This window comes from Streptomyces sp. NPDC026659 (genome assembly GCF_040638245.1).
GTDB lineage: Bacteria > Actinomycetota > Actinomycetes > Streptomycetales > Streptomycetaceae > Streptomyces.
On record NZ_JBEZXY010000009.1, the window covers coordinates 320710 to 347215 of the forward strand.

The 26506-nt window shown below is 69.6% G+C and carries 24 protein-coding genes and 2 pseudogenes; 14 read left to right on the forward strand and 12 right to left on the reverse strand.

The genetic code is table 11. From position 1 onward, the window contains the following. The first annotated feature begins 27 nt into the window (after positions 1-27). From otnI to AB0E91_RS23915, 5 genes are all read left to right on the forward strand, one after another. The gene (gene otnI, locus AB0E91_RS23895; RefSeq protein WP_361785412.1) at positions 28-831 is read left to right on the forward strand and encodes a 2-oxo-tetronate isomerase; all 804 of its coding nucleotides are present in this window, start codon (positions 28-30) and stop codon (positions 829-831) included. Continuing rightward, the gene (denD, locus tag AB0E91_RS23900; protein ID WP_361785415.1) at positions 828-1874 is read left to right on the forward strand and encodes a D-erythronate dehydrogenase; all 1047 of its coding nucleotides are present in this window, start codon (positions 828-830) and stop codon (positions 1872-1874) included. The genes otnI and denD overlap by 4 nt, the downstream gene beginning before the upstream one ends. A 10-nt stretch (positions 1875-1884) precedes the next feature. Further along, positions 1885-2637 (forward strand): FadR/GntR family transcriptional regulator, encoded by a 753-nt coding sequence (locus AB0E91_RS23905; RefSeq protein WP_361785418.1) that lies wholly within the window; start codon positions 1885-1887, stop codon positions 2635-2637. 125 nt (positions 2638-2762) lie between these two features. Continuing rightward, a complete protein-coding gene (locus tag AB0E91_RS23910; RefSeq protein WP_361785421.1) occupies positions 2763-4085 on the forward strand; it encodes an aldehyde dehydrogenase family protein in 1323 nt (440 codons plus the stop codon). 113 nt (positions 4086-4198) lie between these two features. Next, positions 4199-4678 carry a hypothetical protein gene (locus tag AB0E91_RS23915; RefSeq protein ID WP_361785424.1) on the forward strand — a complete coding sequence of 160 codons (480 nt, stop codon included), beginning with the start codon at positions 4199-4201 and terminating at the stop codon, positions 4676-4678. A gap of 60 nt (positions 4679-4738) precedes the next feature. Here the strand turns inward: AB0E91_RS23915 and AB0E91_RS23920 are convergent, their stop codons facing one another. The 3 genes from AB0E91_RS23920 to AB0E91_RS23930 form a co-directional block, all read right to left on the reverse strand. Then, a complete protein-coding gene (locus AB0E91_RS23920) occupies positions 4739-5980 on the reverse strand; it encodes a cytochrome P450 (protein WP_361785427.1) in 1242 nt (413 codons plus the stop codon). Positions 5981-6171: 191 nt separating this feature from the next. Continuing rightward, a complete protein-coding gene (locus tag AB0E91_RS23925; protein WP_361785430.1) occupies positions 6172-8904 on the reverse strand; it encodes a lectin in 2733 nt (910 codons plus the stop codon). A 388-nt stretch (positions 8905-9292) separates the two neighbouring features. Continuing rightward, the gene (locus AB0E91_RS23930; RefSeq protein WP_361785433.1) at positions 9293-9637 is read right to left on the reverse strand and encodes a helix-turn-helix transcriptional regulator; all 345 of its coding nucleotides are present in this window, start codon (positions 9635-9637) and stop codon (positions 9293-9295) included. A gap of 91 nt (positions 9638-9728) precedes the next feature. Here AB0E91_RS23930 and AB0E91_RS23935 point away from each other — a divergent pair, with 91 nt between their 5' ends. Together AB0E91_RS23935 and AB0E91_RS23940 are read left to right on the forward strand one after the other, a co-directional pair. Beyond that, positions 9729-10706, forward strand: a complete 978-nt coding sequence (locus tag AB0E91_RS23935; RefSeq protein WP_361785436.1) for a zinc-binding dehydrogenase — start codon at positions 9729-9731, stop codon at positions 10704-10706. Between the two features lie 74 nt (positions 10707-10780). Next, entirely contained in the window at positions 10781-11209 is a 429-nt protein-coding gene (locus AB0E91_RS23940) for a VOC family protein (RefSeq protein WP_361785439.1), read from the forward strand. On the opposite strand, the gene AB0E91_RS23945 is transcribed toward AB0E91_RS23940, so the two are convergent. Together AB0E91_RS23945 and AB0E91_RS23950 are read right to left on the reverse strand one after the other, a co-directional pair. Further along, positions 11169-11573, reverse strand: coding sequence for a hypothetical protein (locus AB0E91_RS23945; RefSeq protein WP_361785441.1), 405 nt, complete (start codon positions 11571-11573; stop codon positions 11169-11171). The two genes, AB0E91_RS23940 and AB0E91_RS23945, sit on opposite strands and share 41 nt — an antisense overlap. Positions 11574-11577: 4 nt before the next feature. Further along, positions 11578-12789 (reverse strand): MFS transporter, encoded by a 1212-nt coding sequence (locus tag AB0E91_RS23950; RefSeq protein WP_361785444.1) that lies wholly within the window; start codon positions 12787-12789, stop codon positions 11578-11580. Positions 12790-12880: 91 nt separating this feature from the next. Between AB0E91_RS23950 and AB0E91_RS23955 the strand changes: the two genes are divergently transcribed. The 3 genes from AB0E91_RS23955 to AB0E91_RS23965 all read left to right on the forward strand — a co-directional run bounded on the left by AB0E91_RS23955 (position 12881) and on the right by AB0E91_RS23965 (position 15609). After that, on the forward strand, positions 12881-13642 hold the full coding sequence (locus tag AB0E91_RS23955) for a DeoR/GlpR family DNA-binding transcription regulator (protein ID WP_361785446.1): 762 nt from the start codon (positions 12881-12883) through the stop codon (positions 13640-13642). Positions 13643-13872: 230 nt separating this feature from the next. Beyond that, positions 13873-14583, forward strand: a complete 711-nt coding sequence (locus AB0E91_RS23960) for a hypothetical protein (RefSeq protein WP_361785449.1) — start codon at positions 13873-13875, stop codon at positions 14581-14583. 315 nt (positions 14584-14898) lie between these two features. After that, positions 14899-15609, forward strand: a complete 711-nt coding sequence (locus AB0E91_RS23965) for a TNT domain-containing protein (protein ID WP_361785452.1) — start codon at positions 14899-14901, stop codon at positions 15607-15609. Between the two features lie 81 nt (positions 15610-15690). Here the strand turns inward: AB0E91_RS23965 and AB0E91_RS23970 are convergent, their stop codons facing one another. The 4 genes from AB0E91_RS23970 to leuA all read right to left on the reverse strand — a co-directional run bounded on the left by AB0E91_RS23970 (position 15691) and on the right by leuA (position 21077). Then, a complete protein-coding gene (locus tag AB0E91_RS23970; protein WP_361785455.1) occupies positions 15691-16230 on the reverse strand; it encodes an SMI1/KNR4 family protein in 540 nt (179 codons plus the stop codon). Between the two features lie 643 nt (positions 16231-16873). Next, complete coding sequence (locus tag AB0E91_RS23975; protein WP_361785458.1) at positions 16874-17950, reverse strand: methyltransferase domain-containing protein; 1077 nt, start codon at positions 17948-17950, stop codon at positions 16874-16876. Between the two features lie 521 nt (positions 17951-18471). Then, entirely contained in the window at positions 18472-19257 is a 786-nt protein-coding gene (locus AB0E91_RS23980) for an ATP-binding cassette domain-containing protein (RefSeq protein ID WP_361785461.1), read from the reverse strand. Positions 19258-19277: 20 nt separating this feature from the next. Further along, positions 19278-21077, reverse strand: a complete 1800-nt coding sequence (leuA, locus tag AB0E91_RS23985; protein ID WP_361785464.1) for a 2-isopropylmalate synthase — start codon at positions 21075-21077, stop codon at positions 19278-19280. A gap of 187 nt (positions 21078-21264) precedes the next feature. On the opposite strand from leuA, the gene AB0E91_RS23990 reads away from it, so the two are divergent. From AB0E91_RS23990 to AB0E91_RS24000, 3 genes are all read left to right on the forward strand, one after another. After that, a complete protein-coding gene (locus tag AB0E91_RS23990) occupies positions 21265-21954 on the forward strand; it encodes a FadR/GntR family transcriptional regulator (RefSeq protein ID WP_361785467.1) in 690 nt (229 codons plus the stop codon). A gap of 29 nt (positions 21955-21983) precedes the next feature. Continuing rightward, positions 21984-22769 carry an alpha/beta fold hydrolase gene (locus tag AB0E91_RS23995; protein WP_361785470.1) on the forward strand — a complete coding sequence of 262 codons (786 nt, stop codon included), beginning with the start codon at positions 21984-21986 and terminating at the stop codon, positions 22767-22769. Positions 22770-22881: 112 nt separating this feature from the next. After that, on the forward strand, positions 22882-23244 hold the full coding sequence (locus AB0E91_RS24000) for a hypothetical protein (RefSeq protein WP_361785473.1): 363 nt from the start codon (positions 22882-22884) through the stop codon (positions 23242-23244). A gap of 10 nt (positions 23245-23254) precedes the next feature. On the opposite strand, the pseudogene AB0E91_RS24005 reads toward AB0E91_RS24000, so the two are convergent. From AB0E91_RS24005 to AB0E91_RS24015, 3 genes and pseudogenes are all read right to left on the reverse strand, one after another. Beyond that, a pseudogene (locus AB0E91_RS24005) lies at positions 23255-23692 on the reverse strand (IS5/IS1182 family transposase); the annotation flags it as partial. Positions 23693-23778: 86 nt separating this feature from the next. After that, positions 23779-23871 (reverse strand): annotated as a pseudogene (locus AB0E91_RS24010) (IS5/IS1182 family transposase); the annotation flags it as partial. 1123 nt (positions 23872-24994) lie between these two features. Beyond that, positions 24995-25147, reverse strand: a complete 153-nt coding sequence (locus AB0E91_RS24015; RefSeq protein ID WP_361785476.1) for a hypothetical protein — start codon at positions 25145-25147, stop codon at positions 24995-24997. A gap of 172 nt (positions 25148-25319) precedes the next feature. Between AB0E91_RS24015 and AB0E91_RS24020 the strand changes: the two genes are divergently transcribed. After that, positions 25320-26426: a hypothetical protein gene (locus tag AB0E91_RS24020; protein WP_361785479.1), complete on the forward strand. Its 1107-nt coding sequence runs from the start codon at positions 25320-25322 to the stop codon at positions 26424-26426. The last annotated feature ends 80 nt before the right edge of the window (positions 26427-26506 follow it).

Sequence of the window (26506 nt, forward strand, 5' to 3'; positions counted from 1 at the left end):
GCGCCCACCGGCGTCATGGGAGTGACCATGCCGAGGTTCGCAGCGAACCTGTCCATGATGTACACCGAGCACCCGTTCCCGGCCCGCTTCGCCGCGGCCTCGGCGGACGGCTTCGAAGCCGTCGAGTACCTGTTCCCGTACGCGTACGACGCCGCCGGGCTGCGCCGCCTTCTCGACGACAACGGCCTGCGCCAGGTGCTGTTCAACGCCCCGCCCGGTGACTGGGACGCGGGCGAGCGCGGGACCGCCGCACTGCCCGGACGCGAGGCGGAGACGCGGGCCGGGATCGACCGGGCGCTGGAGTATGCGGCCGAACTGGACTGCCCGCGCGTACACGTGATGGCCGGACTCCTGCCGGCCGGAGTCACACCCGCCGAGGCGGCCCGCCACCGCGACACCTACGTAGCCAACCTCGCCTGGGCGGCCGAGCGGGCCAAGGCGGCCGGGGTGGACATCCTGATCGAGCCGATCAACCACCGGGACATGCCGGGCTACTTCCTGAACCGGCAGACCGAAGCACACGCTGTCGTCCATGAGTTGGGTGCCGACAACGTCAAGGTCCAACTCGACCTCTACCACTGCCAGATCACCGAGGGCGACCTCACCACGGCCCTGCGCCGGGACCTGCCGACCGGCCGGGTCGGACATCTCCAGATCGCGGGCGTGCCCGACCGGCACGAGCCCGACGCGGGCGAACTGAACATCGGCCATCTCTTCGACGTCGTCGACGAGTTGGCCTTCGAGGGGTGGATCGGCTGCGAGTACCGCCCCCGCGCCGGGACGAGCGAGGGGCTCGGCTGGCTGCACGACTACCGAGGAGCACACGCATGAGGATCGTCATCACCGGTGGCTTCGGCTTCCTGGGCCGCCAGGTGGCCGAACGGCTGCTGGAGACGCGGACGTTCAACGGCGTACCCGTGGACCGGCTGGTGCTGGCCGACCTGTTCGTGCCGGACGCCTCACCGCTCACCGCCGACCCGCTGGTGGAGGTCGTCCAGGGCGATCTGACCGAGCGGCTGGGTGAGTTGTTCGCCGAGCCCGTGGACGCGGTGATCCACCTCGCCTCCGCCGTGTCGGCCGAGTGCGAGGCCGACTTCGACCTCGGCATGGCCGCCAACGTGGACACCACCCGCGCCCTGCTCGAAGCCGCCCGCGCCCAGGCGGCCGCCGGGGGACCGGTCGTACGGCTGCTGTTCTCCAGCAGTGTCGCGGTGTACGGCCCGGACCCCGCGCTGCCCCTGCCGGAGACGGTCAGCGAGGCCACCCTGCCGACCCCGCGCTCCAGCTACGGGGTGCAGAAGTTCGTCTGCGAGCAGCTCGTCGCCGAGTACACGCGCCGGGGCTTCGTGGACGGGCGCGTGGCCCGCCTGATGACCGTGTCGGTGCGGCCGGGCAAGCCGAACGCCGCCGCGTCCGGGTTCCTGTCCGGCATCGTCCGGGAGCCCCTGGCCGGGCTGCCGGCCGTGTGCCCGGTCGACCCCGCCCTGCGGGTGGCCCTGGCGTCGCCCCGGCGCACGGTCGCGGGCATCCTCCGGGTCGCGGAGCTGGAGCGCGGCGAGGGCCCCGGCCTGCTCAGCGGGCGGCTCCCGGTCAACCTGCCCGCGCTGACGGTCTCCGTGGCGGACATGCTCCGGACCCTCCGCCAGGTGGCCGGGGACGCGGTCGCGGACCGGGTGACGGTCGCGCCGGAGCCCGCCGTCGAGGCCATCGTGGGCTCCTGGCCCGCCGGCTTCGACAACGCACGCGCCGCCACGCTCGGCCTCACGGCCGACCCGGACTTCGAGTCGGTCGTCCGGGAGTACCTCGCCGACCACGCCGACGCGGTGACCGCCGTCACCGGGCTCGGGGCCGGGCGGCAGAGCGCGGATCGATAGACTGAAAAGCATGTTTTCCAAGGTGAGCGGTCCGATACGGCTCGCGGACCAGGTCGCCGCGATCCTCGCGGAGGAGATCGAGTCCGGGCGGCTCGCCGAGGGCGACAAACTGCCGACCGAGGTCGCGTTGGTCAAGCAGCTGGGCGTGAGCCGCACGGTCATCCGCGAGGCGGTGTCCCGGCTGCGCAACGCGGGTCTGGTCGAGCCGCGCCAGGGCCTCGGCGTCTTCGTACTGCCCCGGCGCGCCCGGCCGCTCGACCTGGAGGCGGAGTCGCCCGGCACCAAGGCCAGGGTGCTGCAGATCGTGGAGGTCCGCGCCGCGCTGGAGGGGGAGGCGGCCGCCCTGGCGGCGACCCGTGCCACGCCGGACGACATCGCCCGGATGCGCGGGGCGCTCGACGCGCTGGACGCGGCGGTCGCCGCCGACGGCGACGGCGTGGACGAGGACCTGGCCTTCCACCGCTCGATCGCGGAGTCCACCGGCAACCCGGTCCTCCTCTCGACGGTGCGCTACCTGGGCGAGGTCGCCCGCGGCGGCATCCGCGTCACCCGCGCCAACGAGGCCCGCCGCAGCGACTTCATCGAGGCGGTGCGCCAGGAGCACCACGCCATCCTGGCCGCCGTCGAGGCCCGCGACCCCGAGGCCGCCGAGGCCGCCGCCCGCCTCCACCTCCGCCACGCCGCGTCCCGCCTCCAGGACGCGGACGACCGGTTCTGGACGGAGAACGACGGGCTGGACGTACGGCTGGGGTCGGGCACGTGACGCCATAAGCGAGCACCCTCTCGCGTACGCGCCGTGATCTGCGTCATTCCGGGCAATCCACGGAATGCGTTCGGCCACCTGAAAGGTTGGTGTTTACATCTGTTAGTCGAGAACGCGAGGCACCCGTGAACCACGCCCCCACCGAGCAGCCCGCCGACACCGTCGCCCGGCTGCGCAGCACGTTCCGCAGCGGCCGTACCAAGTCCGTCGAGTGGCGCACCGAGCAGTTGCGCCGCCTGCGCGCGATGCTCACCGAGCACGGCGCCGACCTCGCCGCCGCCCTCCACGCCGACCTGGGCAAGAGCGCCACCGAGGCCCACCGCACGGAGATCGACTTCACGATCCGCGAGATCGACCACACGCTGGAACACCTGGCGGAGTGGCTGCGCCCCGAGCCGGCCCCGGTCCCCGCGCACCTCGGCGACGACGCGACGGCCTGGACACAGTACGACCCGCTCGGCGTCGTCCTCGTCATCGCCCCCTGGAACTACCCCGCCCAGCTCCTCCTCGCCCCCATGGTCGGCGCGCTGGCCTCCGGCAACGCGGTCGTGGCGAAGCCGAGCGAGCTGGCACCGGCGACCTCCGCCGCGCTGGCCGAACTGATCCCGGCCTACCTCGACACCGACGCGGTCGCCGTGGTCGAGGGCGGCATCCCGGAGACCACGGCCCTGCTGGCCGAGCGCTTCGACCACATCTTCTACACCGGCAACGGCACGGTGGGCCGTGTCGTCATGCGCGCGGCGGCGGAGCACCTCACCCCCGTCACCCTCGAACTCGGCGGCAAATCACCGGCGTTCGTCGACCGGGACACCGACCTCGACGTGGTCGCCGACCGGCTGGCCCGGGGCAAGTTCCTCAACGCCGGGCAGACCTGCGTCGCCCCCGACTACGTCCTCACCGACCCGGAGACCGCCCCCGCCCTGGAGGCCGCGCTCGTCCGCGCGGTCGAGGGCATCTACGGCACCGACCCGGCGGCCTCGCTGGAGTACGGCCGCATCATCAACGAACGCCACTTCGACCGCCTCTCCGGCCTGCTCGACTCCGGCCGGGTCGCGGTCGGCGGGGAGAGCGACCGCACGGACAAGTACATCGCGCCGACCGTCCTGGCCGACGTCGAGCCCGAGGCGCCGGTGATGAGGGAGGAGATCTTCGGCCCCATCCTCCCGATCGTCACCGTGCCGGACCTGGACGCCGCGATCGACTTCATCAACGACCGCGACAAGCCCCTCGCGCTGTACGTGTTCACCGAGTCCGGCACCACCCGCGACCGCATCGCCGCCGAAACCTCCTCCGGCGGCCTCGGCCACGGCCTGCCCCTCGCCCACCTCACCGTCTCCGACCTTCCCTTCGGCGGAGTGGGGGAGAGCGGCATGGGCAACTACCACGGCCGCTACTCGATGGACACCTTCAGCCACCGCAAGGCGGTGCTGTCCAAGCCGCTGGGCTGAGCGGCCGAGCGGCAATTTCACAGAGGTGCCGATGAGCTGACAGCACCCGTGAATGACACTAGCTTCCCTCCTGAGCCCATGCCCAAGCATGGGCGAAAGGGGAGGAACTGATCATGGCATCCAAGAAACTGCTGCCCACAAGACTGGGCAGGGCGGCGGCCGCGGTGACCACCATGGCGTTCATCGCGGTCCTGGGCTCGGCCACCACGGCCAGCGCCGGGGCGAGTTGCAGCATCGCGGGCTGCTCGTCCTCGGTGAACGACACCTCTCTGGGCGCCACGGCGCTGAAGAACTGGTGTCGCGGCGGGGACAGCACCGGCGCCTGGACGGCCACCCAGCCCACCTGCAAGAGCGACAACGTCTCCCAGACCACGTACTACCTCTCCTCCGGCGGGGGCCACACCCCCTACAGCGAGGACTGGGACACCCTGCGGATCGACGCCGGCTGGTGCTACAAGGTCAAGTTCGTCATCGACCTGGCCCCCGACTTCACCAAGACCTACGACCGCCGCGGCACGACGGCCGCCTGGGTGAAGGCGGCCGACAACGCGGACGCCCACGTCATCGGCCAGAGCTCCAGCTCCTGCCCGTGACCTTGAGGACCCCGGGGGTGCGACCGGCGCGAGCGGCCGGTCGCACCGCCGTCGCCATGGTCAGCCGCCCAGCCGGACCGGCACTTCCTGCCAGCCGAGGGCGATGAACGACGGCACCTGGCGCAGCTCGTCCCTGCGGAAGGCCGGGGTCAGGCCGGGGAAGCGGGCGAACAGCGCGGGGAGCGCGGTGCGGGCCTCCAGGCGGGCCAGGGGTGCGCCGATGCAGCGGTGGACGCCGATGCCGAACGCCATGTGGTCGTCGGCCCCGCGTGCCGCGTCGAAGAGGTGGGCGTCGTCGCCGTAGTGGGTCGGGTCGAGGCCCGCGGCGGCGTAGGTGGTGATGATGGCGTCGCCCGCCGGAATGGTGATGTCCCCGACCGTCAGGTCCTCGACCGCGTAGCGCAACGGCAGTGAGGCGATGGAGGGTTGCACCCGGAGCGTCTCGTCGATCACCGCGTCCCAGGAGATCTCGCCCGCGCGTACGGCCGCCAGTTGCGCGGGGTCGTCCAGCAGGGCGACGACCGCGTTGCCGATGAGGTTGACCGTCGTCTCGAATCCGGCGCCGATCACCAACAGCAGCGTGTGCAGCAGCTCTTCGTCGCTGAGCCGGTCGCCGTCCTCGTCGCGGACCCGGATCAGCTCCGTGGTCATGTCGTCGCCCGGATGCCCGGTCTTGTAGGCGATCAGGCCGCCCAGGACGGTTCCGATCCGCTCCTGCACGAACGCGGTGTGCTCGGGGCCCGGGTTGGAGGTGTCCATGATGGCCGCGATGAGACCGGCGGTGTCCGCACGCAACTCCGGGGGCACTCCGAACAGTTCGCAGACCACCCGCAGTGGCAGCTCGTGCGCGAACATCCGCTTGACGTCCACGACCTGGCCGCCCGCACCCGCGTCCGCCAGGGCGTCGAGAAGCTCGGCCGTGATCGACTCCACGCGCGGGCGCATCGCCTCGGTCCGTCGGTGCGTGAAGCTCGGCGCCACCAGCTTGCGCAGACGCGTGTGTTCGAGGCCGTAGGTGGTGAACATGTTGACGACACCCACCCAGCCCAGGATCCAGCCCCAGGAGGGGTGTTCGCCGAGTGCGGGCCACAGCCGCCAGTGCCGCCGGGGGTCCTTGCTGACCCGTGGGTCCAGGATCAGGTCCTTGAGGACGTCGTAGCCGGTCGGGGCCCAGGCGGGTATTCCGCCGGGCAGTTCGACGGGGACGACCGGGCCGAGGGCGCGCAGCTTGGCGATCTCGGCGGGTATGTCGGCGCCGAAGGGGTCGATGGCGACGCGGTCGACGGAATCGCTGATGGTCACGGTGACTCTCCAGAAGGCGGGGACGTCGGCACAGCGACTGTCGTTCTCGGGGTGGGGAGCGAACAGGTTATGCGCCAACTCCGTCTTGCCATAGGCTCCTTACAGATCTTGCACATCCGGAAACGCCTTCGCCCTGTCCTCCCGGGAGGACAGGGCGAAGGCGTTGTGCCGTGTGGGCCGCCGCGGGTCGGCTACGCCGCCGGAAGTGTCCACTTCTGCGCCGCGGTGCCGTTGCAGCCGTAGATCTGCAACCGCGTGCCCTCCGCCGTGGCGGAGTTCGGATCGTCCAGGCACAGACCGGAGTTGGTGTTCTTCAGCGAGCCGTCCGAGCCGATCGTCCACGCCTGCGCGCCGGTGCCGTTGCAGGTGTAGAGCTGGACGAGCGTGCCGTTGGCCGTCCCGCTGTTCGACACGTCGAGGCACTTGCCGAGCGTGCGCAGGGTGCCGTCCGAGGCGACCGTCCAGTCCTGCGCGTACGTGCCGTTGCAGGACCAGAGCTGGATCGCCGTGTGGTCGGCCGTACCCGAGTTGGCGTCATCCACGCAGAGCGAGGAGCTGACGCCCGACTTCACCGGACCCACCCTGGGCTTGGCCGGCGCGGAGGTGTCGCCGGGGTACGACGGGGGAGCGGCCGAAGTCCCGCTCGCCCAGCCGGTGTTGGCAGTGGTGCCCAGGGTGAAGTCGAGCGTGCCGCCCGAAGTGAGCGCGGACGCAGGGGCGTAGGCGTTGTTCCAGGCCGAGCCGTTGAACGTCGCGGACTGGACGTAGGGCGCGTCGTCCGCCGCACCGGTGCCGTTGACCGTGAGCGTCCTGCCCGAGGGCAGCGTGACCTGGGCCTGCGGGAACAGCGGTGAACCGAGGGCGAGATCGGACGTGCCGGGCGTCATCGGGAACATGCCGAGCGCCGACCACACGTACCACGCGCTCATCGCGCCCAGGTCGTCATTGCCGTCGGCCAGGCCCGCGGGGGAGTTGGACCAGATCTGGTCCTGCACCGCGCGCACGGTGGCCTGGGTCTTGTACGGCATGCCGATGTAGTCGTACTCCCAGGGAAGTTCGATGCTCGGCTCGTTGCCGACCCAGGCATAGCCGTTCGCGCCGGTGTAGCTGCGCAGGACGGTGTCGAGGTAGTCGCCCATCACCTTGTTGCCGCCCTTGGCGGTGGCGAGTCCCGCCACGTTGAACGGCACCATGCCGGTGTAGATCCAGGAGTCGGCCTCCACCATGTCCGTCCCGCTGGTGGGGTCGAAGCCGCCGGTCCAGGTGCCGTTGAGGTTGCGCGGCTGGACGAAACCGGAGGCGGGGTTGAGGACGTTGCGCCAGTCCTGCGCCCGGTGCGCGTACGTTTTCTGGCTCTGGCTGTCGCCGAGGGCACCGGCGAAGGCGGAGAGGGCGAAGTCGGCGGTGTCGTATTCCAGCGTCGTGGCGACGGGGCCGTAGAAGTTGCAGCAGCCGTAGCTGCCGTCGTGCGGCTCGTAGCCGGGATTGTCGAGGTAATTGAGGCCCGGCCGGTCGTTGTTGGCGGTGCTCGCCTGCTTCAGCAGACCCGAGAGTGCCGCCGAGGTGTCGAAGTCCCGTGCGCCGAAGGCGTAGTAGTCGGCGATGATCGCCGCGGCCGGGTCACCGACCATCACATAGGACTCCCCGTTGTTCTCCGACCACTTGGGGAAGATTCCGGTCTGCTGGTAGTCGTCGACCATCGACTGGGCGGTGTCGGAGGCCACTTGGGGGCTCACCAGCGCCTCCAACTGGGCCTGGGAGCGGTAGATGTCCCAGCCCGAGTAGTTGGCGTAGGCGGCCCGGTGTCCGGAGTCCACCTGGTGCGTCCTGCCGTCGAACCCGAAGTACTGGCCGTTGGTGTCGCTGATGACGTTCGGGTGCAGGAGCGAGTGGTAGAGCGCGGTGTAGAAGATCTTCTGCTGGTCCGAGGTCCCGCCGCCGATCAGTACCTTGCCGAGCGCCGAGTCCCAGGCGTCGTGCGCCGAGGTGCGGACGGCGTCGAAGTTCCAATTCGGGTTCTCCGAGGTGCGGTTGGCGGTCGCGTTGGCGACGGACACGTAGGACACGCCCACCTTGGCCTGGACGACCTGGTTCGAGCTGGTGTCGAAGGTGACATGGGCGTTGGACGCGGCGGCCCGAGGGGTGGCGTCATCCTTGACGGTCGTCTTCGGCCCGGTGCCGTGCAGACGCGGGTGGTTGGGCTCGTCCGCCGCGCTCTTGCCTGCCCGCTTCGTGCTCGGCGCCGGCTGCTTCGACTGCGGCGCGAGCGAGCTGCCGCTGCCGGCGAACGGCCGGTCGAAGACCATGTCGAAGTAGACGGTGTAGCTGTTCCCGGCCCCGCAGAACCTGCCGCTCGTGACCTGACCGCTGACCTCGGTGCTGGAGACGACGTTGAACTGCGTCGAACTCGCGCCGTTCTGGCTGCCGTTCAGCTTGAACAGCAGGTTCGCCTGAGTGGTGGCGGGGAACGTGAACCGCGCCATGCCGCTGCGCGTGGTGGTGGTCAGCTCCGTGGTCACCTTGTTGTCGAGGGCGACCTTGTACGACCCCGCCGTGGCGGACTCGTTGGCGTGCGAGAAGGAGTCGGTGGCCGAGTTGTTGACGGCGCCGACCGTGGGCAGCACCGGTATGTCCCCCGCCGCGCCGCAGCCCGGCCCGGCGATGTGCGTGAGGCTGAACCCGGTGATCGAGGAGTCCTTGTACTCGTACCCGCCGCCCGGCGGCCGGGAGGAGGTGTCCGGACTCCACTGCACCATGCCGAAGGGCACGTCCGCGCCGGGGAAGTCGTTGGCGTCGTTGGACGTACCGATGAAGGGGTTGACCAGATCGGCCGGGTGGGCGACGAGGTCGGCGGGACGTGCGACCGCGGCCACCGCGGCGGGCACGGGCAGCGCGTACGCACCGAACAGCGCGGCCCCGGCCACGGCCCCGAGGACGGCGTACCCCCGGCCCGGCCGGCCCGGCCGCCACCCGGGCGGGCCACTCCGGCGTCTGCCTGATGACGAGATACCGAACATCGCGATTGCGCCTCCTGTGGGAGTGGGGGAGGGGGAGGACTCGATGTGGTTCCTGAGCGGGGTGACAACGTTGTCCTAGGGTGGACGAGGCTGTCTGGCCAAGGGTGTTGAAGCCATGCGGGGTGCGCGTGATGACGTCTTGTCGCGGCGTAGGGCAAGACGGCTCGTGCGGAGAACGCCGGTGGGGCTGAAACGCTGTCGCAACGTAGCGATGGGGCGTGGACACGTCAATGCTTGGCGTGACGCGTGGGGCTACTTCGGGCCGCCCCGTCAATCCGCCTATGCCCGGGGGCTGTTACTCGTTCTCGTCGGCGCGCAGCGTCAGGTCGAGCAGGCCGGGGAAGCGGGCGTCGAACTCCTCGCGGCGGAGCCGGTTGAGTCGTTTGGGGCCCTGGTCGCGCTGTTCGACCAGACCGGCGTCGCGCAGCACCGAGAAGTGGTGGCTCTTCGCCGCCCGGCCGACCGGTACGTCGAAGTTGCTGCAGCTGAGCGTCCAGTCGGGGTGGCCGGCCAGGTCGCGGATCAGCTGGATCCGGACGGGGTCGGCGAGTGCGGACAGGGCGGTGAGGAGCGGGACTTCGTCGGGGTGCGTGTGCACGGGCGGCTGGCGATGGCTCGCGCCTTGAGTCCGGTCCGGCATTCCGATGCCCTCCTCCATCTACTGTTCGATGGCCATCGTACAGTGCTAGTGTTCGCCTCCGGTTGAACACTCAGGGGAGGGCGTCTTGCGTATGCGTGCGGTCGAATTCCAGGAGTACGGCGGTCCCGAGGTGCTGCGGGTCGTACAGACGGAGGCGCCCGAGCCGGGCCCCGGTCAGGTCACCATCGAGGCCGTCTGGGCGGGGGTGAACTTCGCGGACGTCAAGGCGCGTGCCGAGGGGTACCGGGTGGCGTCGCTGCCGTACCGGCCGGGCCTGGAGGTCTCCGGGCGCGTCCGGGCCGTCGGGGCGGGCGTCGCGGATCTGCGGGTGGGTCAGGAAGTCGCCGCGCTCGTCGACGGAGGCGGCTACGCCGAGGTCGTGCTCGCCGAGGCCGCGAGGGTCTTCCCCTTGCCCGACGGACCGGACCTGCGGACCGCGGCCACGCTGCCGACCGTGCTCCCGACCGCGCACGCCCTGGTCCACGAGGTGGGGCGGCTGCGGGCCGGGGAGAGCGTACTGGTGCACGGCGCGGCGGGCGGTATCGGTACGGCCGTCGGGCAGTTGGCCCGGGCGGCGGGCGCGGGCGCGGTCTACGGGGTGGCCTCCGGCGACGCCAAGGCCGACTACGCGCTCAAGCACGGCTACGACCACGTGTTCCGGCCCGACACCTTCGAGACCGACGTCCACCGGGCGACCGGCGGCAGGGGCGTCGACCTGGTCCTGGACCCGGTCGGCGGCGACACGCTGCGGCGCGGCCTAGAGGCACTGGCCGACTTCGGGCGCCTGGTGTCCTTCGGCAACGCGAGCGGTGCCGACCCCTGGCGGGTGGGCCAGGCCGAGCTGTACGCGCGGGGCCTCTCCGTCGCGGGCTTCTCCGTACTCGGCCTCGCCCAGACCGCCCCCGACGCCCTGCGCGTGCTGACCGAACGCGCCCTGCGCTCCGTCCACGACGGGACGGTCGTCCTTCCGGTCACGGCCGAGTTCCCCCTGTCGGACGCGGCCGAGGCGCACCGGCTCATCGGCGGACGCACGTCCATGGGCAAGCTGCTGCTGCGCGTCTCCGACTGACCGCGCGCCCCCGTACGCGACGGCCCGATCACCACTACGGGCCGATCACGGAGTCCCCCTGCTTTGGAGCGTGGATGTCGTCGGTCAAACAGTTCCAAGTCACCTTCGACTGCGCGGAACCCGAGCGCGTCGCTCGCTTCTGGTGCGAGGTGCTCGGGTACGTCGTACCGCCCCCGCCGGCCGGATTCGCCACGTGGGACGACTTCGAGCGCTCCCGGTCTCCCGAGGACCGGGGCTCATGGTTCGCCTGCGGTGATCCCTCGGGGGTGGGCCCGCGACTGTATTTTCAGCGCGTTCCCGAGACCAAGATCGTCAAGAACCGGGTGCATCTCTGCGTGCGCGTCGGCACCGGCCTCGTGGGTGAAGAGCGCCTGGCCGCCCTCGAAGCGGAGTGCGCGCGGCTGATCCCGCTCGGGGCGGTGCGCGTACGGCTGCTGTACGACGGCAACGATTCGTGCATCGTCATGCAGGACGTCGAGGGCAACGAGTTCTGTATCGACTGAGGGGGGCGTGCGGGGCGGTGCGGTTCTGCGGGTTCTGCGGCGCACGGTGGCGTCTCAGGTGCGCCGGGAGGCGGCGAGAACCTCGTTCGCGCCGTGGCTGATCAGCTCCTCGGCGGGGCCGGGACCGCGCGGGTGGCCTCGTCGGACTCCCGGGTCTGCACGGCCAGTTGTCCGGCGAGACCAGGTCCACGTCGAGGACCTCCGTGGCCTCGGCTTCCCGGCCGATCCTCCGCAGGCCCGCCCCGGCGAGGACTACGGCATCGACGGCCTCGCCCGTACGGGCCAGAGCCAGGCGGGTGTCCGCTTGGCTGCCCGGAGAAGCAGCGGCTGGTGCGGCACGGAGGTCAGGGCCCGTGCCGCACAAGCGGTCAGTGGCCGCTGGTTACCGGCTCGCTCTCGCGGGCGGGGTCGGACCCCGTGCGCAGAACCCCGGCGCCCACAGCGGTGGTCGCGCACAGCAGGGTCAGTAGGACGAAGGCGTGGTTGAGTGCGACGACGTGGGTCAACCAGCCGATGACGGCGGGTCCGGCGAGCATGCCGACGTAGCCGAGACCGGCGACGCGGGAGACGTTGGCACCGGCGGCGGAGGGGTCGGCGTGCCCGGCCGCGCTGAACAGCTGGGGAACGCACCCGGACAGGCCCAGACCGAACAGCGCCCAGCCGGTGAACGCGGCCCACATCCACGGGCCGAGGGCCACGAGCGTGATGCCCACGGCCGCCGTGGCCGCGCCGTAGCGCAGGATCGCCCTGGAGCCGAACCGGGCGACGAAGCGGTCCGCGAGCAGACGGCCGAGGGTCATGGCCGCGGCGAAGGTGCCGTACGCGAAGGCCGCCGTGCCGACGGACGCACCGAGGACGTCCTTGAGATGCAGGGCGCTCCAGTCGTTGGCGGCGCCCTCGCACAGCATGACCATCAGCGCCAGGACGGCCAGCAGCCAGACCCGGCCCTTGGTGCGGCGCCGCTCGACGGCCGGTGAGGCCACGGAGCCGGAGTCGGAGTCGTAGGGGCTCTCCGCAGCAGGATCGGCAGGCAGCAGAGCACGCGCCGAGACCAGGGAGATCACGACGCCCGCGACCCCCATGGCGGCCATGTCCGCGGCCGGGCTCAGACCCGCGCTCGCCGCGCCCGCCCCGACGAGCGAGGCGAGGACACCACCGACCGAGAACGTGGCGTGGAACCCCGACATGACGGGCCGTCCGTACGCCTTCTCCACGTGCACGGCGTGGGCGTTCATGGCCACGTCCAGGCAGCCGTTGCAGAACCCGAAGACCAGCAGCGCCCCGGCCAGGGTCCACGGGTCCTGGGCGAGCCCGGGCAGGACCAGGGCCGCACCGCAGAGTACGCCGCTGACGGGGACCACGACACGGGCGCCGAGGCGGTCGGCCAGGGGGCCGGCCACCTGCATGCCGACGAAGGCCCCGAGCCCGAGCAGCACCAGCAGGCCGCCGAGCGTGGCGTGGCTGATGCCCACGCGTTCCTCGATCGCGGGGATGTGCACCACCCAGGCGCCCATCAAGGTGCCGCACAGGACGAAGTAGACGTAGGTCGCCACGCGGGCGGCTCGAAGCGTACGTTCCATGCCGCCCACCGTAACGAACATAAGTCATGTTCGAAATATGCATCAACGAACAAGTTGCTTGTTCATTTCGGGGTGGTGTTCAATCCCGGGTATGAGCAACGCAGACCGGCACGGGCTGATCACGAAGGTCGTCAGGGACTCGGGCGGCGCCACCGTCCAGGAGCTCGCGGCGCTGACCGGTGCCTCGGAGATGACCATCCGGCGCGACCTCGACACCCTCGCCGCCCAGGGCGTCCTCGAACGCGTCCGCGGCGGGGCACGCACCCTGCTGCTGCGGGGCGAGGAGCCCCCCTTCGCGCTGCGCGCCCACGAAGCGGTCGACACCAAGCGACGGATCGCGGCCGCGATCTCCGCACTCGTCGCCGACGGCGAGAGCGTCCTGCTGGACAGCGGCACCACCTGCCTGGAGGTGGCCCGCCTCCTGCGCGAGCGGCCCGTGACCGTGATGCCCCTGTCCCTGCAAGCCATCCACCTGCTCGGCGAGACACCGGGCCCGGCCACACTGATGGTGCCCGGCGGCCGGCCCCGCGCCGCCGAAGGGGCCCTCACCGGCCCCCTCACCCTCGCCTCCCTCGCGGCCCTGCGCTTCGACACCGCCGTCATCGGCTGCTGCGGGCTGACCGCGGCCGACGGCCTGACCGCCTACGACCTCGACGACGCCGCGGTGAAGAAGGCGGCCATCGCCTCCTCCCGCCGCGTCATCGTCGCCGCCGACGGCAGCAAACTCGGCCACACCGCCTACGCCCACGTCGCCCCCGCCGCCCTCCTGCAGACCCTCGTCACCGACACCACCGCGCCCGCCGACGAGGTCGCCGCGCTCGAAGACGCGGGCGCTGTCGTCCAGGCCGTCTGACAAACCCGTCCGGCTCGACCCCGCGTAGCCCGGCCAGGCCAGGCCAGGCTTTCGCGCCTCGGCCGGCGCGGCCCCCCGGCCCGGCGTGATCATGTCACCAGTCTGCGACAGCGTTGTCATGGAACGAAGGCGTTGCGTCCGCTCGGCTCGCGGACCCCTCATAGTGATCATGCGACCACGGGGAGCCGAAACGGCATCGGTCGCAACTGCTGATGACCAAAGGGGATTTCATGTTCGGCAACCGTCGCAAGGCCCTCCTCGTCTCCGCCGCGCTCGTCGGCGGAGCCATGCTGTTGACCGCATGTCAGGACGGCGACGCGGCCACGGACACGGGTGCCGCACAGGGCTCTTCGTCCGCCACTCCCACCGGCGGCGCGACCAACCCGTCCGGGGCGGCGACCGCGGGCGGCGGTCGGAGCGCCGGCAAGGGGTCCGGTGCCACGGGTCAGGGAACCGGAGGCTCGGCCGGCGGTTCCGGCTCCAACTCCGGCTCCGCCGCCGGTTCCGGCGCCGACACCGGCGGCGGCAAGCGGGAGCCGGTCGAGCAGGGCTGCGGTGCCAACGACATCTCCTGGAGCACCAAGTCCGAGACCCAGGCCGGCGGATACATCCTGATCACCGCCAAGGCGAAGCCCGGGATCACCTGCTACCTGCCCGCCGCGCTCCCGACCGTGGCGTTCGGCTCCGACGGCACCGAGGCGCGTCCCGCGGAGCAGAGCGTCGGCAAGCAGATCAAGCTGAGCGGGAGCACCGCCGCCTACGCGGGGGTCAACCCGAAGACCACCAAGGAGAACGGCGGCAAGGAACTCGACTCCATCATCGTCGCCATCGGTGACGACGACCCCAACCCGGTCTCCCTGCCCGTCGGTACCATCACCGTCGACGCCCCGATCGTCACCAACTGGCACACCGCCCCGGGCGACGCCGTTCCGCTCAGCTGAACTCGGGCCCGCCTGAACGGCGTTGCCCGGAAACACCGCGGGGACGGCCATGACACTCCCCAGTGATCGGCCGTCCCCGCAGTACATCCGGCACCCTGCTATCCCGGCTCCCCGGAGGCAACACGGTTCCGTACGTGAGTCCGCTCACATGGTTGCGCCGCCCGGGTTCCTTTTCTGCGCCGTTCGGAGGTCTTTCCGGCCGCACCATCCCGGTATCCCGTTCTCCCGCCCGCCACTAATGGCTCCGTCACGGGCATCGCCCGTGTGCCCGGTGCCGTGCGGCACCGGCTGAGAAGGGACAGGGAAGAGACTCGGATGAAGCTACTGCGTCGCCTCGTGGTGAGCGCGCTCACGTCGCCGCTCCTGCTGATCGGCCTCGCACCGGGCCCCGTCGAGGCCGCCGGCGCCCGCGCCGGGGCGACCGGCGTCGCCGGTGTCGCCGGTCAGAGCTGCCCGACCACCCACCGGTCGGCCGGCTCGACCACGGCACCGCCGGTCGGCCTGGAGACGTACTACCGCGAGGACTGGCGGCTGGGCCCCAGCCATCTGCCCCGCACCGGCCCGATCGCCCGGATGCTGCGCGGCTGGAAGCCGCAGGACAGCACCTCGCCGTACTGGTTCCTGGGCTGCTACTGGCAGACCGACCAGCAGAACAAGTCCGGCTGGTGGTACCCGGACAACAACGGGTTCGTACTCCGTGACGGCCGCCCGGTGCACGAGACCAAGACGCTGAGGGTGGGCCAGATGGTCGACCTGTTCGGCAGCGGCCGGGGCAACTTCCTCGCCCCCGAGGGCACCCCGTACATCCGGCGCGCGATCCCCCCGACCAACCTCGACGAGTACAACGCCTCGGACCCGGCGTACAACTACCACCTCTACAAGGTGGTCAAGGCGTTCAAGGTGGAGGCCGGACCGATCCGGCCGTGGTTCGGCCAGCCCGGACTCGGCACGCAGTACGTGACGAGCACGACGATCCCGAACCTTCTGAACGCCGGAAACCTGAAGGAGGTCACCCCGGCGACCTGACACCGCCCCGCCCCACCCCGACCGTCCCGCCCCAACCGCCCCGCGCCGACCGAGGCGCGGGGCGTCGCGCTGCCGGTGTTCCTACATGCTGCCCCGAGCAGGGCGGAACTCATGTGGATCCGAAGGGAACTTGTCCCAGAGGATCTGTGATCGCACCTCGCCGTTCAGGACGGCGGTGAGGAACCGGGTGACGGTCATGTCGTAGCGCTCCCACTCCTGTCCGGACTCGTCGTTGACGAGGACGGGGCGGCTGTCGGCGGAGTCGCCGGGCCGCACGAGCCAGTACAGATAGTCGCCGTTGTCCGTGGTGGCCCAGCAGACCAGACGGTTCCCCTCCTGTTCCATCTCGGTGGGCTTGTCCTCGTACTGCCACAGCGCGTCGTTGGCTTCCTCGCGCTCGGCCGAGATCTTGAGCTGGTCGTAGACGTCGTTGGCGCACCCCGGCTCCAGGAGCAGCATGAGCCCGTCGACGAAGCCGCCTCCGTAGGTGTTGATGAGCTCTTTGTAGTCCGCGGGCAGCGTCGTGTCGAGGGTGGTTTCGGCGGCGTTCCAGTCGGGGGCGTGTGCCGGTGTGGAGGGCCTGGGCATGACTTCGGCCAGTCGGCCGAGGTCGGGAGTCATCGGGTTGTTCCTCTCTTCAGTGTTGTGTGGTCGGCGTAGGTGAGACGGCGGCGACCTGGCACAGACCGATACCGGGCCGCGCCGACGCAGCCCGTGCAGAATCTCTCATCTCGGTCTCGTCCACGAGCAGCACTGCGGCCGGATCGGCTGGTTCACCGGCTGCCCGTACGGCGCCAACTGATTCCGAGGGGCGCTCGGGCATGCTGGGCTGAACACCGTGAGCGAACGCAAGCTCTGCAAGGCCGACCTGTCCGACGAGCAGTGCGCAAGGGCCGAGCCGGTGATCGCCGCGTGGAAAGCCGCACACCGCCCGGTCAGATCATGGCCATCCGCGCCGAGGTGTTCGCCGAAATCGACGGCCGCGAATCACGCATGCTCCGCGAACGCCCCGGACCGATCAACGCCTGAACCAGCCCACTCTCGCGCGGCCGCCCTGCGGCGCGGTCATCAACCCGGGCGGTGCCTGTCGGCGTGCCTGGGCAGCGGTCCGGGGCTCCAGGGCAGCACGCATCCTGGATGCCGGCAGTCGTGTCGGAACTGCCGGCCCCGGACGACCACAGGACCAGGCACATCGAGCGGAACTACAGGGCGTACGGCTTGGTCAGAAGGTCCTCGGCGTGAGTGGACCACCGGGACTCCGCGTTCAGACGCGAGCCTCGTAGACGATGTTGAACGGGGTTTGTGCCGCTCGGCGGAATTGGGTCAGACCCGCCTCCGAGGCGACCTGGCGGGTGCGCTCCTCGCCCGCCTGGGCGCCCAGGGCGCGGCCGACCTCCTGGGACTGCGAGGCCGGTGTGCAGATCAGGCTCGAGGCGCTGTAGAACGCGCGGCCGAGCGGGGTGAGGTTCTCCTCCAGCCGGTCGCCCGCCATCGGTTCCACGAGCATGATGCTGCCGCCCTCGGCCAGCTGCTCCCTGCTGTGCGCCAAGGCACCGACCGGGTCACCCATGTCGTGCAGGCAGTCGAAGAACGCGATCAGATCGTACGGCCCGCCGCCGAAGTCCTGGGCGCCTGCCACCTCGAACGAGACCCGGCCCTCGACACCACTCTCCGCGGCCAGCTCCCGGGCCGCCTCGACGGACGGCCCGTGATTGTCGAAGCCGGTCACCAACGCGTCCGGAAACGCCTCGCCGATCATCACGGTGGAGTGGCCCAGTCCACAGCCGACGTCGGCCGCCCTGCCCCCGCCGCGCAGCTTCTCCATCACGCCGGTCAGCGCCGGCAGCCATTCGTCCACCAGGTGCGCGGCGTAGCCCGGACGGAAGAAGCGGGCCGTCCCCGCGAACAGGTCCGGGTGGTGTTCGTGCCAGCCGACGCCGTGGCCGTCCCGGAAGGCGCGCTCCAGCCGGTCCCGCTCCTCGGCCGAGCCGCAGGACAGGAACGACTGGTACCCGCCCAGCGCGAAGGCCGGGCTGTTCTCGTCGGCGAACACCGCGCTCTGTTCCGGTGTCATACGGAAGCGGTCATCGCCCTCGTAGGTCAGGTATCCACTGGCGGCCATCGCGGCCAGCCATTCGCGGACGTTGCGCTCGTTGGTGCCAGTGCGCTCCGCAAGCTGCCCCGGGGTGACGGGTTCGCCGTCCACGAGGGCCCGGAAGAGCCCCAGCCTCTCCCCGAGCAGTGCCAGGGGCGCCGCCGCGACCGCACCCAGATCGGTCACGACCTTCCCGAGCAGCTCGTTCAACTTCGCTTCGTCCACGGTGCTCATGTCCACCGACACGACCACACCTCCGATCGATCCGGCCGGACCCACAGTTCGTGGCGGAGGGAACCTCCTCTCGCCCTTCGTGCGCCTGACGCTACCTCGGACCTATGGGAGACAGTCGTGCAAAACACCACATATCGCGGGCGGACGAGCAGCGCGTTACCCATCCGCGCCCGGTACACGGGACTGCCGAACCGGGTCACGGCCGTACGACCTGGGCCGCGCGGGCACCTCCTTCTGGGCGGCCCCCGGAGTCGACCCCGCTGGGAGAAGCGCGACGAGACGATCCCGGGCGCGCAAGTCCGGGCCTGGCCCGGAAACGTGGTCTCGGAAGGGTGCCGACCGGGCAACACGCCTGGTCGGCACCCACTTGCGTGTTCCTAGAGATCGAGCGGTGGCTTCACGCCCTGGCCGATCACTTCGAGGGGGACTGGGGCCAGGCTCAGGAGGCTGTCGAGAAGGCCGAGAAGTCGCTGTCCTGAGGGAGCGCAGGCGGCGGAGTGCTCCGGTGGGAGCGCACCGCCGCGGGCGCCCTCTCAGCCGACTTGTGGTCTGGCTGGGCGGTTGGCCCTCACACTCCAACGCCCATCGACGCGGGTGAGGCGGATGGGGTGATCGAAACACTTGCTGACCTGGTCGCTGGTCAGGACCTCGTCGGCGGGACCGGACGCCAGACAACGTCCGTCACGCAGCAGCATCACATGGGTCGTCCCGGGAGGCAGCTCCTCCAGATGGTGGGTGACCAGGACCGATGCCAGATCCGGGTAGGTGTGCTGAAGCGTGTCGATCCGTTCGATGAGTTGCTCGCGGCCGGCGACATCGAGGCCGGTCGCGGGCTCGTCGAGCAGCAGCAGCCGCGGACTGGGCATGAGAGCCCGAGCGATCAACGCACGGCCCCGTTCCCCTTGGGACAGGGTCGGCCAGCGTGCACTGTGGCGATCACTGAGGCCGAGCAGGCCGATGAGACGATCGGCATCGGCGACTTGCTCGGGTGTCGGGACCCAGCGGGGCATGCGTTCGATGGTGTTGGTCAGTCCGGTCAGGACAATGTCCTGGACCTTGAGGGGTGAGCGCAGATCGTGCCGCGGGTTCACATGGCCGACGTAGGAGCGCAGTTGCCGCATGTCGACCCGTCCCAGCCGGTGGCCCAGCACCTCCACGATGCCGCGGGTGGGGTGCGTGAGCGCCCCGAGGAGACCGAGCAGGGTGCTCTTGCCCGCCCCGTTGGCGCCGAGCAGCGCCCAGTGCTCACCGGCTCGTACGGTCAGTGACACTTCGCGCAGGATCGGATTGCCGTCGCGGACGACGTCCACGTCCTCCACGCGGAGTACCGGGGCTTCGCTCACGAGGTGGCCCCGCCCGAGCGGTTGACCGCGGACATGACGGCATGGACCGACGCGGTCAGAACCGACGTGTCCCAGCCCGCTCCCCAGCAGATGACCTCGTCCACACGGCACTCGGCGTAGGCGGCGGCAGGGCTGCCCGGTCCGGTGCTGGTGGAGTGCTCGGTGTAGCCGAGGATGTCGACGGTGATGCCGGCACTCCGGAGCGCATCGGCGAGGGCGGACAGCGGCCCGTTCCCGGTGCCCTCGCAGGCACGCTCCTGTCCTCCGATGCGCAGTGTGCAGGTGAACCGGTGCTCGCCGGAAGCCGGTTCGGTGGCGCTCCAGGACGTCAGTGTGACCGGGCCGTCCAGGGCCGGGGCGATGTAGGTGGTGCGGAAGAGTTCCCACAGCTCCTTGTGGGACAGCTCCTGACCGGTGGCGTCGGTGACGTGCTGGACCGCGCGGGAGAAGTCCGGGCGCATGGTCCGGGGCAGGTCCAGGCCGTGGTGGGTGTGCAGGAGGTGGGCGATACCTCCCTTGCCGGACTGGGAGTTGATACGGATGACTTCCTCGTACGTGCGCCCGATGTCACCCGGGTCGATGGGCAGATACGGCACGGCCCATGGGGCTTCCCCGGCGGACAGACCCTGCTCGGCGGCCTGCTTGGCGTGGTGGGCCATGCCCTTGGCGATGGCGTCCTGGTGGGTGCCGGAGAAGGCCGTGTGAACGAGGTCGCCCCCGTAGGGGTGGCGGGGGTGCACCGGCAGCCTGTTGCAGTACTCCACCGCCTCGCGCACCGTGTCGATGTCGGAGAAGTCGATCATCGGGTTCACGCCCTGCGCGTACAGGTTCAGTGCCAGGGTGACCAGGTCGACGTTTCCGGTGCGCTCGCCGTTGCCGAACAGACACCCCTCGACGCGCTGCGCCCCTGCCAGGACGGCGAGTTCGGCACAGGCGACGCCGGTGCCGCGGTCGTTGTGCGGGTGGACCGACAGAATCACGGACTCGCGGCGTGCCAGGTGGCGGTGCATGTACTCGATCTGGTCCGCGTACACATTGGGAGTGGCGATCTCCACCGTGGCGGGCAGGTTGTGCACCACCGGCCGGTCCGGGCTCGCTTCCCACAGCTCGGTCAGGCTGTCGCACACTTCCAGGACGAAGTCCGGCTCGGTGAGGTTGAAGACCTCCGGGGAGAACTCGAACCGGATGTCGGCACCCGGCCGTTCTTCGGCACGGCGCATCAGGTGGGCGGCGGCATCCCGGATCAGCTGGTGGACTTCGGCGCGGGAGCGGCCCAGGACCACGTCCCGCCACGTGGGGGCGGTCGCGGTGTAGAGGTGTACGAGGGTGCGGGGGAGTCCTTCGACGGAGGTGATGGTCCGGTCGATCAGGTCCTGGCGGGCCGCGGTGAACACGGAGACGGTCACGTCATCGGGGACAGCGCCGCTGTGGGCCAGGTGACGCACGAAGTCGAAGTCGGTCTGGCTGGCGGAGGGGTAACCTACCTCGATCTCCTTGAAGCCCATGGTGATCAGGAGGTCGAACATCCGGCGCTTGCGCTCGGTGTCCATCGGCTCGGCCAGCGCCTGGTTCCCGTCGCGCAGGTCGACCGGCACCCACAGCGGAGCCCGCTCGAGCCGGTGCGACGGCCAGGTCCTGTCCGACAGGGGCAGTGCGACGCGCTGGTCTGCGGACTGGTAACGCTGATGGGGCATCACACTCGGGCGCTGGGGGTTCCACCGGGGCGCGTCAGCCGGGATGTCGCCGGAGGGAGTGCGCAGGGTGGGAAACACCGTGCCCTGGAAGGAGGAGGCCATCGTGCGGAACTTCTTTCAGTCGACCGGACGTCGACCGGCGCAGCCCGGTACCCCGCTGCGGGGTGCCGGTCGTGTCAGGCCCCGCAGCGGCAGCCGAGGAGAAGAAGCTCGTGCAGCAGCATGGCGGTACAGTAACGACAACTCAGCTCCTCAGACAACCTGAGAGGTGTAGGAAGGTGAACCTCACATGTCACTAGGTGCCTTGCGGCCGTCCCCTTTGGTCGAGCAAGCTACTGAGCATCTGCGCGAACAGATCACCGGGGGTGAATGGGCCGTCGGGACGAAGCTCCCCGGCGAGACCACTCTGGCCAAGTCCCTTGGTGTGGGCCGCTCAACCGTTCGTGAAGCTCTGCGGGCACTGGCCGGCGCCGGCCTGGTGCAGGCCCGCCAGGGATCCGGTGTCTTCGTCATCGCGACCAAGCCCAAGGAAGACTGGGGCACCCAGTTGCGCCAGGCAGTCATCACCGATGTCTACGAGGTCCGGATGCTCGTCGAAGTCGAAGCCGCGCAGTTGGCCGCGCAACGCCGCACCGACGACGACATCGCCGCTCTGCATGGTGCCCTGGCCAGGCGCCGGGACGCTGCGAACGCAGGCAACGCCGAATTCGTCGAGGCCGACATCGCCTTGCACGAGGCCGTGGTCGTCGCGGCGCACAACCCGGTGCTCACCGGCTTGTTCACCGAGTTCGTACCTGTGCTGCAACGTCGGTTGCTCGATCTGGTCGAGTTGCTCAGCCTGCGCTCCGACAATCCGAATCATGGCGATGAGGGGCACGCCGTACTGATCAACGCTGTCGTGCGGGGAGACGCCGAGGCAGCCGGACAAGCGCTGCGGGACGAGCTCAGGCAGACACTCGCCTTGCTTCACTCCCTCTGACCTCGTCGTCCTTTCAGAGAGCGGTAGTCATGCTCGACGCCGAACCGTGGATACGGTCCTTCCCCGGCGCTGCATCGCCGGCCACGCCCTGGACGGTCCTCTTCTTCCCACACTCAGGTGGCTCTGCCGGCTCCTACCAGCACCTCGCGGCGCAGCTGGCCGACATGGCGCGGACGGCGTGTGTCCAGTATCCGGGGCGTGCGGAACGTCAACGAGAGCCCCTCTTCACCGATGTTCACGTCCTCGCGGACCAAGTGGCCGAAGTGCTCGCGCGGATACGCGGGGACGAACCGGCAATCTTCTTCGGCCACAGCCTGGGGGCTGCGGTGGCGTATGAGGTCGTCCGCCGCACGCCCGACCAGCGGCAGATCGTTCTCGTGGCCTCCGGGCATCCTGCCCCTTCTCGCATCAAGCTGCCTGCCTTGGATTCCGTCAGCGAGGGCTCGGAAGACGCTGACGAGCCGCTGATCGAACTGATCAGCTCGCTGGGAGGCGCCGATGCCGACCTTCTGGGGCATCCGGTGCTGCGCAGAATGTTTTTGCCTGTCATACGCGGTGACCTCATGGCACACAGCCGCTACCACCCCGAAGTCGACTCGGCTGTCAGCTGTCCGGTTATCGCGCTCATGGGGTGCATGGATCCCCTCACCAACCCTCCTGACATACAGGCATGGGAGCGGCACACATCCTCGACGTTACGGGTGCACGCGCTGCCTGGGGGGCACTTCTTCATCAATCAGCACACCGAGGAAGTGGCGGACATCCTGCGCGGCGTCATGGCAACTGATCCGAAAGCACGGCGAGTTCACTCGTGAGGACCGGCTAGGCCGTGTCCGATGGGTCGTGTGAGCTGATCAGGGCTGTGGCCCAGTGTTTGCTCAACGACGGGGGCACATGGCACGGGATACAGCCGAAGCAGGGATAAGGATGAAGGGGATCACGTTTCCGGCCTGGCGCGGAAAGCACTACGTGACCTTGGCTGAGCTACTGGTTCGCCTCGGCAGCTTCGGCCTGGACCTGACGTGGCGCATCGAATTCGACGAGATCGTCGATCCTCGCTGTGTCGAGATGGAGAGACGGTCCGCCGACACCGGCATGGACACATTGACGCTGCTGTCGCTGACGACCCCGTTCCTTCAGTTGATCGATGCCGAAGCACGGGGCTTCGCCGGGGACGAGTTGATGCTCGTCCTGACCGAATTCGACAGTTCCTCGTGGGACGTCAGGGCTGTCGACGAGTGCGTACTCAGCGAACTTCGCCACCACTACCCGGGTGCCAAAGACCTCTGAGCGGGGCCCTTCACTCCGGACGGAGCCACAGGCGGATCGCCGCCACGGTGACCGTTCCATGGAAGACGTACGCCCGTTTGTCGAAGCGCGTGGCGATGGCTCGGAAGCTCTTGAGCCGGTTGATGGTCCGCTCGACTTTGTTGCAGCGGCGGTAGATCGTCTTGTCGAACCCTGTGGGTCTGCCGCCCTGGCTGCCGCGGCGTCGGCGGTTGGCCCGCTGGTCTCTCGGCTCGGGGATGGTGTGCTTGATCTGGCGTCTGCGCAGGTGACGCCCCGGATCTCTTCCAGGACGGGAATCATCTGCGGTGCGTCCCCCCCGGCCGGGCGCGGTGACAAACCCGAGCGGGCGGCGCCCATCTTCTCCGACGAGGTGGATCTTGCTTGTGAACCCGCCTCGCGAGCGACCCAAGGCCTCATCGGAACGGTGCCGCACCGGGCTCCTGCGACGACGAGCAGCGGCGGCGCGTCCAGAGGGTTATTCATGATCGTCTCGCAGATGATCATGACCCGCAGGAATGCCGCTTTCTCATGTGGGTTCGTGCGGTAGTACACAGCCACGAGCAGCACCCGCTCGCCCAGCGGCAGGCGCCACGGACGTCCCCCGCCGGAGCCGTTCCCGCCCCGTTCCCGGCTGGCGGGCTTCCGGAGTCGACCCGGCCGAGTGTGCGCGCCGAGCCGGGCAGAGCATCCAGGTTCGCTTCCGCTACTACGCCAAGTTCCTCGCCGAGGCACGTCACCACGCGAACCGCCTCATCAAGGACTCCATGCGGCGATGGGAGAACCACGACGAGGCGAGCCCGGGCGCGTTAGCCCAGGCTTGGCCCGGAAATGCCCCGGAACAACTGGTCAGAGGTGGGGTACGGGTGGCGGAAAAGGAGAGTAGGGCCGCATTTCGACTGGCGGCGTAGACGGGGCCCAAGAAGGGCGCCGATCAGGCAACGTGCCTGGTCAGGCGCCCTTTTCTGTGCTTTTAGAAGAACCCGAGCTTCTTGGGCGAGTACGACACGAGCATGTTCTTCGTCTGCTGGTGGTACACGGCCTTACGCACTGCTGACCTGCGGAAACGGGTGGAATCGCCCGATGTGAAGCCGATTTGGTCCGCGCCTGGTCCGGATCTTGGTTGGTGATGCCAGCGGGGGAGTTTCCCGCGGTACTACATGGCACATGTCGTAGAAGCCATCCAGAGGCGTCCACGTGGTCCAGAGCGGGTGGGTATGTTCGGGTTTGCGTCTTGTGGTGCGAGAGCGTCTACGGCGTTGGTGACACGCTCGTGACACCTGAGGCGCTTATGCCGCCGTGCCCCGACGGGGAGTCGGTGTGGACGGGGGCCTGATGCGACGGGCATCGCCGGACTGCTCCAGCGATGCCCGTCGTGCAGTTGGTCAAGGTGCCCCGGCAGGGTCCCTCTCCTGTGCCACGAGTATTATGGCGCGCTTCCCGTGATGCCCGTCGAAGCGCCCAACCAGGTGGGTGAATTCCACCGTCGCACCGGATTCACGGCAGTGATGATGCGACTCCAGTCGAGTTTTCACGACGGCGAGCAGTGCCTGCCGGCCCGTGCTCAGGAGCCGTCAATGGCTGCCAAGCCCTCGGCGGAACCAACGCCGTTCGGCAGACAGGCAGCGGGACGGAACGGGCCACGTCGGGCCCGAAAGCCCCGGAACTACATGGTTCGCGGGGCCTTCGGCATGTCCGGCAGAGGCTTCTCCGCGCACGACGTCTGCGGCGGTGCAGCGCTCCGTCGGAAGGGTCAGACATGCATGACGGCCGCTGACGCGAGGGCTCCTGCCGCCCAGGCGAGCAGTACGGCCTGACCCCTGGTGAGGCCGTTGTCGTCGGCCCACCGTTTCGCGAGGGCCCGCACGATCACACCGGCCACCGCCGCAACCTGTTTCCTGGACATGGTCAAGTCCTTTCGAGAGAGGGGAGAGACGCCCGTGTTGGCGTCGTGGACTCACAGAAGCAGGGCAAAGCCGCAGGTGACAACGGGGATAGGGGCGATTGCAAGTTAGAGCGGCCTGGGTCGGGAGTACTCGGCTCCTCCTGTCGCCCACCGTGCCTCTACGCTGCCCCGCATGGCAGTTGAACCCCGTGTCCTACAGCGCGACGACCTCCTTCGCGCCGCGATGTCTGCCGGCTTCGGCACGATGACCGAGAGGCGGCTGGAGGACTTCCGTCAAGACGGCCTTATGTCGCGCCCCGTGCGCGCCGGCAACGATGGGCGCTGGCCTGTTTGGATCTACCCGGTTGGCAGCGATCAGCAGCTCGTCCAACTCCTGCGCTGGCGTGAGCACACGCAGAACGTGGACGTGCTGCGTGTCGTGCTCTGGGTCGAGGGCTTTCCCGTTGCCCTGGACGCTGTGCGTGCATCGGCGACCGCCGTGCTGACCACGCTGTTGCACGAGGTGGAGCAGGACCTTCAGGCCGAGGCATCCCGCCAGGGCCTCGACCCGGTTACCGAACAGGATGCGGTGGTGAGTGCCGTCGCTACGACCATGGCTGCGAAGCGCGGCAAGAACGCGCTGCCCCGCCCGATCCGCGTCACGGCCGACGAACGGGCAACAGCGGTTGCACATCTGCTGCAGATCTTCGCCCTCGGCAAGCAGCCGGATGTGACAGAGGAGGAAGCGGAGACGATCGAGAAGGTCCTCGGCGTTTCCCCGGGCAGACGACAGCGCGTGGAAGAGGCCGACCCTTGGCTGACCGGTCCGGCGAGCGCCCTCGTTGAGTCCGCCGACTTCGTCTCCCTGCCGAAAATGGCTAACGCGCTCGCCGACGCCACCGATTCCGAATGGGAGGAGGCCCGCTCCCCAGCCGCAGCCCTCTTCCTCCAGCTCCCCGTTGTCACCCGTACGATGGCCGCCTTGACCGGCAAGGGAAACTTCGCAGGTATGGGCGGGCATATCGTTCTCGACAGCGAGCCCATCATGGCCGTCTTTATGGTTGCCTTCGTCCTGGGAGCACGCCGGGCCGATTGGTCCGGCAACGTGGAGGGCCTGACTGACTCGCTGGCGCCATGGCCCACCTTGGTCGGCGAGATGAAGCAGGTGCTCGACATGCCACAGCACGAACTCGACCACAATCTCGCCGGCCACGGGACCGAGATGTGGGACCGCACCCAGAGGATCATCAAGGCCCTCCTGAACGGCGAATTGGACCCTGCCCCCAGACCTCCGTGCTGACGCACGGACCGCGACGCAAGGCAGATCCTAGACTTCTCCTAGAGGACAACCCTCAGCTCTGAGACGAAGCCGGACCGCCT

What these genes read in the sequence shown, in the direction of transcription:
- AB0E91_RS24015 (WP_361785476.1), bottom strand. Translation starts at nt 25,147, where the DNA reads ATGTCCAGGAAACAGGTTGCGGCGGTGGCCGGTGTGATCGTGCGGGCC.
- AB0E91_RS23970 (WP_361785455.1), bottom strand. Translation starts at nt 16,230, where the DNA reads ATGACTCCCGACCTCGGCCGACTGGCCGAAGTCATGCCCAGGCCCTCC.
- AB0E91_RS23990 (WP_361785467.1), top strand. Translation starts at nt 21,265, where the DNA reads ATGTCACTAGGTGCCTTGCGGCCGTCCCCTTTGGTCGAGCAAGCTACT.
- AB0E91_RS23960 (WP_361785449.1), top strand. Translation starts at nt 13,873, where the DNA reads ATGTTCGGCAACCGTCGCAAGGCCCTCCTCGTCTCCGCCGCGCTCGTC.
- AB0E91_RS23935 (WP_361785436.1), top strand. Translation starts at nt 9,729, where the DNA reads ATGCGTGCGGTCGAATTCCAGGAGTACGGCGGTCCCGAGGTGCTGCGG.
- AB0E91_RS23950 (WP_361785444.1), bottom strand. Translation starts at nt 12,789, where the DNA reads ATGGAACGTACGCTTCGAGCCGCCCGCGTGGCGACCTACGTCTACTTC.
- AB0E91_RS24000 (WP_361785473.1), top strand. Translation starts at nt 22,882, where the DNA reads ATGAAGGGGATCACGTTTCCGGCCTGGCGCGGAAAGCACTACGTGACC.
- AB0E91_RS23905 (WP_361785418.1), top strand. Translation starts at nt 1,885, where the DNA reads ATGTTTTCCAAGGTGAGCGGTCCGATACGGCTCGCGGACCAGGTCGCC.
- AB0E91_RS23940 (WP_361785439.1), top strand. Translation starts at nt 10,781, where the DNA reads ATGTCGTCGGTCAAACAGTTCCAAGTCACCTTCGACTGCGCGGAACCC.
- denD (WP_361785415.1), top strand. Translation starts at nt 828, where the DNA reads ATGAGGATCGTCATCACCGGTGGCTTCGGCTTCCTGGGCCGCCAGGTG.
- AB0E91_RS24020 (WP_361785479.1), top strand. Translation starts at nt 25,320, where the DNA reads ATGGCAGTTGAACCCCGTGTCCTACAGCGCGACGACCTCCTTCGCGCC.
- AB0E91_RS23955 (WP_361785446.1), top strand. Translation starts at nt 12,881, where the DNA reads ATGAGCAACGCAGACCGGCACGGGCTGATCACGAAGGTCGTCAGGGAC.
- AB0E91_RS23930 (WP_361785433.1), bottom strand. Translation starts at nt 9,637, where the DNA reads ATGCCGGACCGGACTCAAGGCGCGAGCCATCGCCAGCCGCCCGTGCAC.
- otnI (WP_361785412.1), top strand. Translation starts at nt 28, where the DNA reads ATGCCGAGGTTCGCAGCGAACCTGTCCATGATGTACACCGAGCACCCG.
- leuA (WP_361785464.1), bottom strand. Translation starts at nt 21,077, where the DNA reads ATGGCCTCCTCCTTCCAGGGCACGGTGTTTCCCACCCTGCGCACTCCC.
- AB0E91_RS23915 (WP_361785424.1), top strand. Translation starts at nt 4,199, where the DNA reads ATGGCATCCAAGAAACTGCTGCCCACAAGACTGGGCAGGGCGGCGGCC.
- AB0E91_RS23965 (WP_361785452.1), top strand. Translation starts at nt 14,899, where the DNA reads ATGAAGCTACTGCGTCGCCTCGTGGTGAGCGCGCTCACGTCGCCGCTC.
- AB0E91_RS23995 (WP_361785470.1), top strand. Translation starts at nt 21,984, where the DNA reads ATGCTCGACGCCGAACCGTGGATACGGTCCTTCCCCGGCGCTGCATCG.